Genomic DNA, 12,838 nt, shown 5'->3' on the forward strand with positions numbered 1-12,838 from the left:
ACCCTGCGTTGTCCCAACACCCAATGGGAAGGCAGGATTGCCGCCATGACGCAGGCGATGCTGAAGGGATCGAACATCCCGCTGGAGGCCACGGCCATACGCGCGGTGTTGCGCTGGACCCCCGGCACGGACGTACCCGACGTGGACGCCTCGGCGCTGCTGCTGGACGCGGACGACCGGGTGCGCTCGGACGAGGACTTCGTCTTCTACAACCAGCCGAACCACCCCTCGGGTCTGGTCCGGCATCTCCCCAAGAAGCCGAACCAGGGCGCGCTGACGGACACCATCGAGGCCGAGTTCACCGGGCTGGAGCCGGCGGTGCGCCGGGTGGTGCTCGCCGCGTCCGCCGACGGCGGCACCTTCGGACAGGTGAGGGATCTGAGCCTGCTGCTCTACGACGCCTCGTCCGGTGCGCCGCGCGAGGCGGACGCCGAGCCGATCGCGATCTTCGCGGTGCTGCCGGAGACCGGTAAGGAGGCCGCGCTGATCTGCGGTGAGCTCTACCGGCGCGGCGACACCTGGAAGTTCCGGGCCCTGGGGCAGGGCTATGAGACGGGGCTGGTCGGGCTGGCCACGCAGTACGGGATCTCGGTGGAGGACGGCGAGGCCGCGAGCGGCTCGGACGGCGACGGAGCCGCGGCCCCGGCCGGGCCGGAAGGCGGCGCCGCTCCGGAGCCCCCGGCCACCCCCGCCCCCGAGCCCCTGACCGCCGGCGCTCCGGAGCCCCTGGCCGCCGCTCCCGAGCCGCTGGCCGCTCCCGAACCACCCGCCACCGCCGCACCCCCGGCCGCCGCCACTCACGCGCCCCCGGCGGCCCCCGGCACGCCGCCCCCGTCGTCGTCCGAAGCTCCCACCCGGCCCCACTCCCCGGCCCCGGCGTACGGCTATCCGCACGCGGCATCGCCCGACCCCTGGGATCCGCACCGCACCCAGCCCATGCAGCCCCCCACGGCGCACGGCGACAGCGGCTTCGGCTATGTGCCGCCGCAGGCCCCGCCCCAGCCGCCGCAGGCCCCGGCCACGGGGTATCCGCAGCCGCCCGGCCGGCCCCCGGCGCAGCCCGGCTACGGCTATCCGCCCCAGCAGCAGACGTACGGCTATCCGCAGCCGCCCGCGTACGGCTATCCGCAGCAGGTGCAGCCGACGGGGCCGGTGGCGCCGCCCCCGCTGCCGATCCCCGTCCAGGTGCCGGACCCTCATTTCGTCCTGCCGCCGCAGGGGCCGCAGTTCCAGAACAGATAGCTCCGGAACGGACGGATGGGGGCGGGGCCGCGGTGCAGGCCGGTCACACCTTCGACTTGTAGCCCCGGCCCCACTGGAGGCCCCATCCGTACAGCCGGTCCAGCTCCGCCTGGAAGCCGTAGACGTACTTCACCTCGCGGCGGACCATCATCTCGCCCTTGACGTTCTCGATCAGCACGACGGCGCAGGAGCGGGCCTGTGGGGCCCGCTCGTCGAGCGCGATCTCCACCCGTGGCCCATTGCTCGGATAGAGCGTGACCAGGCCGTGGGTGCGGTCGAAGGCGGGGGTGCCGTCGTAGATGTAGACGAAGACGAGCAGTCGCTTGATGTCGTCCTTGTGGTCCATGTTGACGTAGACCGTCTCGCCGGATCCGGAGCCGAACCGGTCGTCCCCGCTGAGCTTGACGTACGGCGCCTCGTTGAGATTGCCGAAGAATTCCCCGAGCGGCTGCACGACGCCCTTGGCGCCGCTCTTCAGCTCGTACATCACCGCGAGGTCGAGGTCGACATTGACCATCGCGGGCCCCTGCGCCTGCACCGGCTCGGGCTTGAACATCCGCAGGGGGTGGCGCAGCGAACCGCGCCCCGCCCTGCTGTTGAAGTCCGAGGTGCGCATCTGCCAGGAGAGATTGATCCGCAGATTGCCGCTGGCGGCCCCCTGTTTGGTCAGCGAGATCGTCGATTGCCGCTTGGTCAGCTCGACCACACCGGACGCGTCGCCGCTCTCGAACTCACGCCACGCGGACCGTCCCCAGTTGCTCCAGAACGCCATGGTGCGCACCCCCACCCTTCGTGGCTCCGCTGCCTCAAAGCCGATCAACTGCCGCGGGGCGGCCGGGAAGTCGGAAGACCTCGGCCGCCCCGCTCAGAGCGTTCCTCAAACACCGCCGCGTCACACTCCCGGAGGTCGGACTCCGGAGGTGACTTCGGTCGGACTCGGACTCCGGACTCTCGGACTCCGGACTCTCGGACTCCGGACTCAGACTCCGGACGTGACTTCCGTCTTGGTCTCCGAGCCCTCGCCCTCGGCCGCCAGCCGGCGGTTGCGCACCACCGAGGACCAGTACGAGGCGGCGATCAGCACCACGCCCACCAGGCCGGTGATGACCTCGTTGATCTCGTATTTGATCGTGACCAGCAGGATGACGGCGAGCGCGCCGATCGCGTAGTGCGCGCCGTGCTCCAGGTAGACGTAGTCGTCCAGGGTGCCCTTGCGCACCAGGTAGACGGTCAGCGACCGGATGTACATGGCGCCGATACCCAGACCCAGCGCCATCTCGAAGATGTCGTTGGTGACCGCGAAGGCGCCGATGACCCCGTCGAAGGAGAACGACGCGTCGATGACCTCGAGGTAGAGGAACAGGAAGAACGCGGCCTTGCCGGCGAGGCCGGCCACGGAGGCACCGCTGGAGCCACGCCCGCCGCTGCCGTTGAGCCGGGCGTTCGCGGCGCTCTTGGTCTCCTCGCCGTCCTCGTCCGCGCCCTTGGCCTCCTCGGCCTCGTCGTCGTCTTCCTCCTCCTCCTCTTCGAGCTTGTCCTCGAAGTAGCTGGAGATGCCGCCGACGATCAAGTAGGTGACCAGACCGGCGACCCCGGCCAACAGGACGGTGGAACTCTTGTCACCACCGCCGTGGGCCACGTCGGTGGCCACGGTGGTGGCGGAGATCAGCAGCACGACCAGGGCGACGACGACCGAGAACGTGTCCAGCCTGCCCAGCTTGGCGAGCGGCTTCTCCAGCCACCCCAGCCACCTGATGTCCCGTTCCTCGAAGATGAAGTCGAGGAAGATCATCAGCAGGAAGATCCCACCGAAGGCCGCGATCGCCGGATGCGCCGCCGTGACCAGGTGCTCGTACTTGTCCTTGTCGTTGATCGCGAGATCGACGGCCTCGACGGGACTCAGCTTCGCCGTGATGGCGACGATGATCACCGGGAAGACCAGACGCATGCCGAAGACAGCGATCAGAATGCCGACCGTCAGGAAGATCTTCTGCCAGAAGGCGTTCATCTTGCGGAGAATGCCCGCGTTGATGACCGCATTGTCGAATGAGAGCGAGATCTCCAGGATCGAGAGGATCCCGACGATCGCGAGCCCCTTCCACCCCCAGAGGACGCCGGCCAGGGCCAGACCGATCGCCGTGATGGCGAACGACCAACCAAAGGTTTTGAGGAGCACTGCCTACCCAATCCTTCGTCGTAAGGTCTCCCCCGCGCGTTATTACGCGGCTTTACGAAACGTTGACTCCGAAGTCTAGAGCGATGCCGCGCAGACCCGACGCGTACCCCTGCCCCACGGCCCTGAACTTCCACTCGCCCCCATAGCGATAAACCTCGCCAAAGATCATCGCGGTCTCGCCGGAGGCGTCCTCGGAGAGGTCGTAGCGGGCCAGCTCCTGGCCGTCCGCCTGGTTCACCACGCGGATGAAGGCGTTACTGACCTGCCCGAACGTCTGGCGCCTGGTATCGGCGTCATGGATCGAGACCGGGAAGACGATCTTGTCGACCTCGGCCGGGACCTTGACCAGATCGATCAGCAGGGACTCGTCGTCGCCCTCGCCCTCCCCGGTGAGGTTGTCGCCGGTGTGCTCGACGGAGCCCTCGGGGCTCTTGAGGTTGTTGTAGAAGATGAAGTACTCGTCGCCGAGCACCCGCCCCGACTGGCACAGCAGCGCGCTGGCGTCGAGGTCGAACGGCGCTCCGGTGGTGGAGCGCGCGTCCCAGCCCAGGCCGATGAGCACGTGTGTGAGATTCGGAGCGGCTTTGGAGAGGGAGACATTGCCCCCCTTGGCGAGTGTGACGCCCATGATGCTGATTCCTCCCCGGGGTGGTGCGTGGGTGATGCGCGTCCGGCGCCGCACCCCTGCCTCTGGGGCGCGGGGATGCGGCGCCGGAATGGCCTCGCACGGAGGCCGCATTCGGCCTCGTACGGGCCCCTGAACAGCCTTGGACGGCCGGTGACGGCCCTCGACGGCGCTCGACGGCTCGCTCAGACGTTGACGCCGAAGTCCTGCGCGATGCCGCGCAGACCCGAGGCGTACCCCTGACCGATGGCGCGGAACTTCCACTCCGCCCCGTTCCGGTACAGCTCGCCGAAGACCATGGCGGTCTCGGTCGAGGCGTCCTCGGAGAGGTCGTAGCGGGCCAGCTCATTGCCGTCGGCCTGGTTCACCACGCGGATGAAGGCGTTGCGCACCTGGCCGAAGCTCTGCTGCCGGGTCTCGGCGTCGTAGATCGACACCGGGAAGACGATCTTGGCGACATCGGCGGGGACGCCCGCCAGGTTCACCTTGATCTGCTCGTCGTCGCCCTCGCCCTCACCGGTGATGTTGTCACCGGTGTGCTCCACGGAGCCGTCGGGGCTCTTGAGGTTGTTGAAGAAGACGAAGTTCTGGTCGTTGCCGACCTTGCCCTCGGCGTTGGTCAGCAGGGCGCTGGCGTCGAGGTCGAAGTCCGTGCCCGTGGTGGTGCGGGCGTCCCAGCCCAGACCCACGACGACCGCGGTCAGGTTCGGGGCTTCCTTGGTCAGCGAGACATTGCCGCCCTTGCTGAGGCTGACTCCCACGAGTCCTCCCAAAAAGGTTCGTCAGGAGCACTGTGTGCCCCTTCATCAAAGGTTTCCCATCAGGATCAACGCGTCGATCCTAGTGAGCGGTTCCCCGCTCCTACAGGGTTTCGAGGGCCTTGACGTAGTCGTTCAGGTCCCGGGCGTCGGGCAGACCGTTGACGATCGTCCAGCGCACCACGCCCTCCTTGTCGATCACAAAGGTGCCGCGCACCGCGCAGCCCTTGTCCTCGTCGAAGACGCCGTAGGCGCGGCTGGTCTCGCCGTGCGGCCAGAAGTCCGACAGCAGCGGGTACTCCAGCCCCTCCTGCTCGGCGAAGACCCGCAGGCTGAACGGCGAGTCATTGGAGACCGCCAGCAGCTGGACCTCGTCGTTGACGAACGTCGGCAGCTCGTCACGGAGCGCGCACAGCTCGCCGGTGCAGACGCCGGTGAAGGCGAACGGGTAGAAGAGCAGCACGACGTTCTTCTCGCCCCGGAAGTCGGAGAGCCTGACCGACTCGCCGTGCTGGTTCTTCAGCTGAAAGTCGGGGGCCTTCGCACCGACCTCTATCGCCATGGGGACATCCCTTCGCTCACGTTCGAAAGATCACGTTCGAATGATCATGTGGTGTGCGTCCACCCTACGTGCAGAGCCCCCCTCCGAAAGGGAACGGAGGGGGGCTCTGAGGTGTGGATCCGCCAGCCTCAGCGCTTGCCGCTACGAGCGGCCTTCGGCGTGACCAGACGGCTGCCCGTCCAGTCCTTGCCCGCGTTGAAGCTCTTGGTCTGGGACAGGCCCGCGGTGGTCGCGGCCTCATTGATGTCGCTCGGCTCGACATAGCCGTCACGGCCGGTCTTCGGCGTCAGCAGCCAGACCGGTGCGCCGTCGTCGATCATCTGGATGGCGTCCACCAGCGCGTCCGTCAGATCGCCGTCGTCCTCTCGGAACCACAGCACAACGGCATCGGCCACATCGTCGTACTCCTCGTCGACGAGCTCCTGGCCGGTGATCTCCTCGATGGACTCGCGGAGCTCCTGGTCGACATCGTCGTCGTAGCCGATCTCCTGGACCACCTGTTCGGGCTGAAAACCCAGCCTCGCGGCAGGGTTGGTCCGCTCCTCCGCGTGGTCCGCGGTCGCGCTCACGGATTGCCTCCTGTCATCTTGCATTCACTCTTCGAGTCTGTGGGCCCCGCGCGCGTACGCGAGGACATTGGGCGTAGTCCACACGGGCCGGGCGGATCGCGCAAGTACCCGGTCAGCGATCCCGCCCAAACGTTGACGTGTCGCCGCAACTCCCATCATGGAGGAACGACACGTAACGGCGCGCGGTCGACCGGATTGCCCGAAGATGTCCGGCTTACGTGTGTGTCTAGCCACCTTACGCCGCTCCGGCGCCGAACGGCCGTACGCAGACGACCCCGGTCGTGGGCGTAAGGTTGCGATTCGGCCGTCGCACGCCGAACGGCCGCCGGAGCGCCCGTCTCACCTGGTGATGGTTACCACTCGGTAGAGGTGACGTATCCCGTACCCGAGGTACACGATGGACAACGGCGCTACAGCAGCAGAGCACGAATCCATGTGCGTGCACAGCACGACCGAAAAGCGAAGGAATAGCGTGGCTTCCGGATCCGATCGCAACCCGATCATCATTGGCGGCCTTCCCAGCCAGGTCCCGGACTTCGATCCCGAAGAGACCCAGGAATGGCTCGACTCGCTCGACGCAGCCGTCGATGAGCGAGGCCGGGAACGTGCCCGCTACCTGATGCTTCGCCTGATCGAGCGCGCCCGCGAGAAGCGTGTCGCCGTGCCCGAGATGCGCAGCACGGACTACGTCAACACCATCGCCACCAAGAGCGAGCCGTTCTTCCCCGGCAACGAGGAGATCGAGCGCAAGGTCCTCAACGCGACCCGCTGGAACGCGGCGGTGATGGTCTCCCGGGCGCAGCGTCCGGGGATCGGGGTCGGTGGCCACATCGCCACCTTCGCCTCGTCCGCCTCGCTGTACGACGTGGGCTTCAACCACTTCTTCCGCGGCAAGGACCACGACAGTGGTGACCAGATCTTCTTCCAGGGCCATGCCTCTCCCGGCATCTACGCCCGGGCCTTCCTGCTGGACCGCCTGACCGAGGACCATCTGGACGGGTTCCGTCAGGAGAAGTCCAAGCTCGGTCACGCGCTGTCCAGCTATCCGCACCCGCGGTCGATGCCGGACTTCTGGGAGTTCCCCACGGTCTCCATGGGCCTGGGCCCGCTCGGTGCGATCTTCCAGGCGCGGATGAACCGCTATATGGAGGCGCGCGGCATCGCCGACACCTCCAACTCCCACGTCTGGGCGTTCCTGGGCGACGGCGAGATGGACGAGCCGGAGTCGCTCGGCCAGCTCTCCCTGGCCGCGCGTGAGGGCCTGGACAACCTGACCTTCGTGGTCAACTGCAACCTGCAGCGGCTCGACGGCCCGGTGCGCGGCAACGGCAAGATCATCCAGGAGCTGGAGTCGCAGTTCCGCGGCGCCGGCTGGAATGTGATCAAGCTGGTGTGGGACCGCACCTGGGACCCGCTGCTGGCGCAGGACCGGGACGGGATCCTGGTCAACAAGCTGAACACCACGCCGGACGGTCAGTTCCAGACGTACGCGACCGAGACCGGTGGCTACATCCGCGACCACTTCTTCGGCGAGGACCAGCGGCTGCGCAAGATGGTCGAGGGCATGACCGACGACCAGATCCTGCACCTGGGCCGCGGCGGTCACGACCACAAGAAGATCTACGCGGCGTACGCGGCGGCCAAGGCCCACAAGGGCCAGCCGACGGTGATCCTCGCGCAGACCGTCAAGGGCTGGACGCTCGGCCCGAACTTCGAGGGCCGCAACGCGACCCACCAGATGAAGAAACTGACGGTCGACGACCTCAAGCGCTTCCGCGACCGGCTGCACCTGCCGATCCCGGACCGGGAGCTGGAGTCCGGCCTGCCGCCGTACTACCACCCGGGCCGGGATTCGGAGGAGATCCAGTACATGCACGACCGCCGCAAGGCGCTGGGCGGCTACGCGCCGACCCGTGTCGTGCGCGCCAAGCCGCTGCAGCTGCCGGGCGACAAGACCTACGCCGCGCTCAAGAAGGGCACCGGCCAGCAGTCGATCGCCACCACCATGGCGTTCGTGCGGCTGCTGAAGGACCTGATGCGGGACAAGGAGATCGGCAAGCGGTTCGTGCCGATCGCGCCCGACGAGTACCGCACCTTCGGCATGGACTCGCTCTTCCCCTCGGCGAAGATCTACTCCCCGCTGGGCCAGACGTATGAGTCGGTCGACCGCGAGCTGCTGCTGGCCTACAAGGAGTCGGCGACCGGGCAGATGCTGCACGACGGCATCTCCGAGGCGGGCTGTACGGCGTCGCTGATCGCGGCGGGCTCCGCGTACGCCACGCACGGCGAGCCGCTGATCCCGGTCTACGTCTTCTACTCGATGTTCGGCTTCCAGCGCACCGGTGACCAGTTCTGGCAGATGGCCGACCAGCTGGCGCGCGGGTTCGTCCTGGGCGCGACCGCCGGTCGTACGACCCTGACCGGTGAGGGTCTGCAGCACGCAGACGGCCACTCCCAGCTGCTGGCCTCGACCAACCCCGCGGTCGTCGCGTACGACCCGGCGTACGGCTTCGAGATCGCGCATATCGTCCAGGACGGTCTGCGCCGGATGTACGGCGAGAACAGTGAGGACGTCTTCTACTACCTCACCGTCTACAACGAGCCGATCCAGCACCCGGCCGAGCCGGAGAACGTGGACCGCGAGGGCATCCTCAAGGGCCTCTACCGCTACCGGCAGGGCGAGAAGGGCGCCATCCCGGCGCAGATCCTCGCCTCCGGTGTCGCGGTGCCGTGGGCCATCGAGGCCCAGCGCATCCTGGCCGAGGACTGGAACGTCAAGGCGGACGTCTGGTCGGCCACCTCCTGGAACGAGCTGCGCCGCGACGCCGTCGAGGCGGAGGAGCACAACCTGCTCCACCCCGAGGAGGAGCAGCGCGTTCCGTACGTCACCCGGAAGCTGGCGGACGCGGAGGGCCCGAAGGTGGCCGTCTCCGACTGGATGCGTGCGGTTCCCGACCAGATCGCGCGCTGGGTGCCCGGCACGTACCAGTCCCTGGGCGCGGACGGCTTCGGCTTCGCCGACACCCGCGGCGCGGCCCGGCGCTTCTTCCACATCGACGCCGAGTCGATCGTGCTCGGTGTCCTGACGGAACTGGCCCGCGACGGCAAGATCGACCGCTCGGCCCTGAAGCAGGCGATCGACCGCTACCAGCTCCTGGACGTAGCCGCGGCCGACCCGGGCGCGGCGGGCGGCGACGCGTAGCCGTCTCCGACGGCAGTGACCCGTGACGCGGGGGCGAGCTGGATTCCCAGCCCGCCCCCGCGTTGTCGTACGCCCTGGCCACGGCAGCCAAGCACGGGAACTCAGCGTCCGTCCCCCCACCCGGCGCCGGGGACCCCGCCCCGGACCGAGCCCCCGGGACCCGCTGCGGCCCGAGCCCCGCCCAGCACTCCGCCCGGCGCACCGGGCCCCGCCCCAGTGGATGGACGGCTCCGCCCGGAGCCCGCCGCCGGACCGGCACTGCGCCCCGGACCGGAGAACAGCGGGCCGCGCCGCATCGTGGCCCCGGACCCATGTCCCTCGATGTCGTCCGCCGCCAGACCGTCCAGCGGTTCCCGCGCCGGGAGAACGTCGCGTGAGCGGGGCCCGTCCGTCCGGCGTCCGAGAGCCCGGGGCGTCGGTTCAGGCACTTCGGGCGGGGCCGGGTCCAGGCGGCTGGGTTCGGGTTCACCCGGCGCCTCTCGGCGCGGTCACGCACGCGGCGCCGGGCGGCGGGGTCGCACCGGATCGTGGCCGTCCAGCGGGCGTGGACCGGTCGGACGAGCGTCGGGGTCCAGGGGCGGAGCCCATGGTTCGGGAAGGGGCGGGGTGGGGAACACTCAGCCCCCGATGACCGACCGCCCGGGGGCCGGGCAGAGCCCCGCGCCCCGAGCGGCGGCGGGATCCGGTACGGGCCCCGGCCGGGTCAGCGTTCCCAGATTTTGAAGGCCCGTACCTGGTACGGGGTTTCGGGGGCCCAGGACCCCGTGGGGTAGGTGCGGAATTCGGCCGTCTCCGCGCACTCGCCGCTCTGATACGCCGTCACCGGACGCCCCGTCCGGTTCGCCAGCGAGGCCGCGGTCGTGCCGGACGGCAGGGGGACACAGCTTTCGATGTCGACGCCGGCCAGTTCATGCGTCTGGCGCGCCCCCGTGAAGCCGCCGCTCCGCCACAGGCACAGCTGACCGGCGGCGCAGTTCCCCAGGCGCGGTGGCGCTGCGGCGGCCAGGGCCGTCGCGGCCGGGGCGAGGGTGGCGGCGAGAGTGGCGGTGAGGGCCAGAGCCGAGACCGCGGCGGCCGTAGTGATCTTGCGCATGTCGTTTTCGCTCCCCGTGTGGAAACTGTGGAAAGAACAGAACGGGAGCCAGCGTGTCCGCCGGCTCCCGTTCGCCACCATGGGGTCGATCAAGGTCCACCCTAATAGGGGGTTGACCGCAAGGGGTCAGATGTGAACGCTCCCACCGGCCGCCTCCGCGTTCTCGCCGCGCTTGGTGAAGCCCGCGACCAGCGCCGCGACCACCGAGACGACGGCGGCCACGGTGAAGGCGAGGCCCATCCCTGACACGAAGGTGTCATGCGCGACGGCCGTGATCTTCCCCGCGATCTCCGGCGGAGTGCTCTTGGTGACGGGGGCGATGCCGACCTCGACGGCGTCCGACGCCTTGGACTCCGCGCCCTTGGGCATCGGCGGCAGCCCCGCGTCGGCCCACTTCCGCGGCAGCGTGTTGTCCACCCTGCCCGCCATGACCGCGCCCAGGACGGCCGTGCCGAGGCTGCCGCCGACCTGCATCGCGGCCTGCTGGAGGCCGCCGGCGACACCGGCGTGCTGGATCGGGGCGTTGCCGACGATGACCTCGGTGGCGCCGACCATCACCGGGCCGAGGCCCAGGCCCAGCAGGGCGAACCAGATGGACATCTCGAGGCCGCCGCTGTCCACGTCCAGCCGGGAGAGGCCGAACATCGAGACGGCGGTGATCACCATGGAGGTCACCAGCGGCATCCGCGGCCCGAACTTGGTGATCAGCGCACCGGCCAGCGGCGAGGCGACGATCATCATCGCGGTGAGCGGCAGCAGCCGCAGCCCGCTGTCGACGGGGCTCAGCCCGTGCACGTTCTGCAGATAGAAGGTGACGAAGAACAGCCCGCCCATGAAGCCGAAGGCCATCAGCACCATCAGCACGGTGCCGGCGCTCAGCGCCACCGAACGGAACATGCTGAGCGGCAGCAGCGGCTCCCGCGTCCGGCTCTCCCAGAAGACGAAGACGACGAAGCAGACCACCGACAGGCCCAGGAAGAGCAGCGTGCGCTGGTCGGTCCAGTGCCAGTCGGCGGCGTTGATCAGCGCCCAGATGAGACAGAACATCGCACCGGACAGCAGCACGATGCCGGGGAGGTCGAAGGAGCGCGGGGCCTTCTCGGCGCGGTGGTCGACCAGCAGCAGGAGGCCCAGGACCAGCGCCAGCACGCCGACGGGCGCGTTGATGAAGAAGACCGACTGCCAGTTGACGTGCTCGACGAGCAGTCCGCCGACGATGGGTCCGGCGGCGGTGGAGGCGCCGATCACCGCGCCCCAGATGCCGATCGCCATGTTGAGCTTCTCGGCGGGGAAGGTGGCGCGCAGCAGACCGAGCGCCGCGGGCATCAGCAGCGCGCCGCACAGGCCCTGCAGCACCCGGAACACCACGACGAGGGAGACCTCGCCGGAGAAGCCGATGGCGGCCGAGGAGATGGCGAAGCCGATGACGCCGATCAGGAAGGTCTGGCGGTGGCCGAAGCGGTCACCCAGCTTGCCCGCCGTGATCAGCGCGACGGCGAGGGCCAGCAGATAGCCGTTGGTGATCCACTGCACATCGGCGAGCGAGGCGCCGAGGTCCTTCTGGATGGCCGGGTTGGCGATCGCGACGATCGTGCCGTCGAGGGCGACCATCGTCACGCCGAGGGCGACGGTGAGGAGCGTCAGCCATGGATGACCCCGAAGCCCCTTCGGGGGATCGGTTATGGGAGGTTCCGGCGCCGAATCGGCGACGGTGGTCGAAGAGGTCATGACCGGAGGCTAATGTCAGCCTCTGACAATTGACAAACCTATTCATCCGCCGGTAACTGACGTTTGCGTCACAGGTATCCTGAGCAGCCGCGACGCGGCCCCGGGCCGGAAGAAAGCGAGCCGATAGGTGACAACGGACGAGGCAGTGGCGGACCCGAAGACGCCACCACCGCCCGGCCTGCGCGAGCGCAAGAAGCAGCGGACGCGGAACGCCCTGGTGCGCTCCGCGCTGGAGTTGTTCACCCGTCAGGGATACGAGCACACGACGGTCGACGAGATCGCCGAGGCGGTCGAGGTCTCCCAGCGCACCTTCTTCCGGTACTTCGCCAACAAGGAGGAGGTCGCCTTCGCCAGCCAGGAGTCGGCCGAGTGCCACTTCCTCGCCGCCCTGTGCGGACGCCCCGCGGACGAGGCGCCGCTGGCCGCGCTGCGCGGTGCGGTGCTCGACGCCTGGGGCACCATCGGGGACGCGATCGAGCGGATGGTGCCGCCCGAGCTCCATATGCGGATGTACCGGGTGATCGAGTCGACGCCGAGCCTGCTCGCCGTGCATCTGCGCCGCACCGCCGAGATGGAGGAGCGGCTGGCGAGCGAGATCGCCCGCCGCGAGGGGCTGGACATCGACGCCGACCCGCGGCCGCGGCTGGTGGTCGCGATGTTCAGCGGAGTGATCCGGGTGTCCGGGAAGCTGTGGGGCGAGGGCGAGGAGGACAGCATGGTCACGTTGCGAGACCTCACCGCGTTCCATCTTGATTACGTGGGCCCCACCCTCGCCGAACGGTGGGAGAAATAGCACCAATTCCGACATAACTTCCAAGGATTCCCGTCGCCAAACGTGAGATGAATCACGGCATTTGGCACCTGGCACCAGGCTTCTCCTAGG

General features: G+C 68.7%; 11 protein-coding genes. 3 read left to right on the forward strand and 8 right to left on the reverse strand.

The genetic code is table 11. The features are described from left to right. Positions 1-45 precede the first annotated feature (45 nt). Entirely contained in the window at positions 46-1,242 is a 1,197-nt protein-coding gene (locus AS97_RS15900) for a TerD family protein (protein ID WP_210565147.1), read from the forward strand. 43 nt (positions 1,243-1,285) lie between these two features. Here the strand turns inward: AS97_RS15900 and AS97_RS15905 are convergent, their stop codons facing one another. From AS97_RS15905 to AS97_RS15930, 6 genes are all read right to left on the reverse strand, one after another. Next, a complete protein-coding gene (locus AS97_RS15905; RefSeq protein WP_059146721.1) occupies positions 1,286-2,014 on the reverse strand; it encodes a Tellurium resistance in 729 nt (242 codons plus the stop codon). 207 nt (positions 2,015-2,221) lie between these two features. After that, entirely contained in the window at positions 2,222-3,418 is a 1,197-nt protein-coding gene (locus tag AS97_RS15910) for a DUF475 domain-containing protein (protein ID WP_210565148.1), read from the reverse strand. A 52-nt stretch (positions 3,419-3,470) separates the two neighbouring features. Next, on the reverse strand, positions 3,471-4,046 hold the full coding sequence (locus AS97_RS15915; RefSeq protein WP_059146703.1) for a TerD family protein: 576 nt from the start codon (positions 4,044-4,046) through the stop codon (positions 3,471-3,473). A 182-nt stretch (positions 4,047-4,228) separates the two neighbouring features. Beyond that, entirely contained in the window at positions 4,229-4,804 is a 576-nt protein-coding gene (locus tag AS97_RS15920) for a TerD family protein (RefSeq protein WP_009718272.1), read from the reverse strand. Between the two features lie 100 nt (positions 4,805-4,904). Then, positions 4,905-5,363, reverse strand: a complete 459-nt coding sequence (locus AS97_RS15925; RefSeq protein ID WP_059146704.1) for a peroxiredoxin — start codon at positions 5,361-5,363, stop codon at positions 4,905-4,907. 128 nt (positions 5,364-5,491) lie between these two features. Further along, positions 5,492-5,932: a DUF3052 domain-containing protein gene (locus AS97_RS15930; RefSeq protein WP_014060347.1), complete on the reverse strand. Its 441-nt coding sequence runs from the start codon at positions 5,930-5,932 to the stop codon at positions 5,492-5,494. Between the two features lie 472 nt (positions 5,933-6,404). Here AS97_RS15930 and aceE point away from each other — a divergent pair, with 472 nt between their 5' ends. Then, the gene (gene aceE, locus AS97_RS15935; RefSeq protein ID WP_059146705.1) at positions 6,405-9,134 is read left to right on the forward strand and encodes a pyruvate dehydrogenase (acetyl-transferring), homodimeric type; all 2,730 of its coding nucleotides are present in this window, start codon (positions 6,405-6,407) and stop codon (positions 9,132-9,134) included. 703 nt (positions 9,135-9,837) lie between these two features. On the opposite strand, the gene AS97_RS15940 is transcribed toward aceE, so the two are convergent. After that, complete coding sequence (locus tag AS97_RS15940; RefSeq protein ID WP_086706985.1) at positions 9,838-10,227, reverse strand: peptidase inhibitor family I36 protein; 390 nt, start codon at positions 10,225-10,227, stop codon at positions 9,838-9,840. Positions 10,228-10,353: 126 nt separating this feature from the next. Further along, complete coding sequence (locus AS97_RS15945; protein ID WP_059146707.1) at positions 10,354-11,955, reverse strand: MFS transporter; 1,602 nt, start codon at positions 11,953-11,955, stop codon at positions 10,354-10,356. A gap of 127 nt (positions 11,956-12,082) precedes the next feature. Between AS97_RS15945 and AS97_RS15950 the strand changes: the two genes are divergently transcribed. Beyond that, positions 12,083-12,748 carry a TetR family transcriptional regulator gene (locus AS97_RS15950; RefSeq protein ID WP_210565150.1) on the forward strand — a complete coding sequence of 222 codons (666 nt, stop codon included), beginning with the start codon at positions 12,083-12,085 and terminating at the stop codon, positions 12,746-12,748. Positions 12,749-12,838 lie beyond the last annotated feature (90 nt).

Origin of the sequence: Streptomyces sp. AgN23 (assembly GCF_001598115.1) — a bacterium.
Taxonomy (GTDB): domain Bacteria; phylum Actinomycetota; class Actinomycetes; order Streptomycetales; family Streptomycetaceae; genus Streptomyces; species Streptomyces antimycoticus.

Excerpts from the sequence above, each read along its gene's own strand:
- AS97_RS15915 (WP_059146703.1), bottom strand. The coding sequence starts at position 4,046 with ATGGGCGTCACACTCGCCAAGGGGGGCAATGTCTCCCTCTCCAAAGCC.
- AS97_RS15940 (WP_086706985.1), bottom strand. The coding sequence starts at position 10,227 with ATGCGCAAGATCACTACGGCCGCCGCGGTCTCGGCTCTGGCCCTCACC.
- AS97_RS15900 (WP_210565147.1), top strand. The coding sequence starts at position 46 with ATGACGCAGGCGATGCTGAAGGGATCGAACATCCCGCTGGAGGCCACG.
- AS97_RS15905 (WP_059146721.1), bottom strand. The coding sequence starts at position 2,014 with ATGGCGTTCTGGAGCAACTGGGGACGGTCCGCGTGGCGTGAGTTCGAG.
- AS97_RS15945 (WP_059146707.1), bottom strand. The coding sequence starts at position 11,955 with ATGACCTCTTCGACCACCGTCGCCGATTCGGCGCCGGAACCTCCCATA.
- AS97_RS15925 (WP_059146704.1), bottom strand. The coding sequence starts at position 5,363 with ATGGCGATAGAGGTCGGTGCGAAGGCCCCCGACTTTCAGCTGAAGAAC.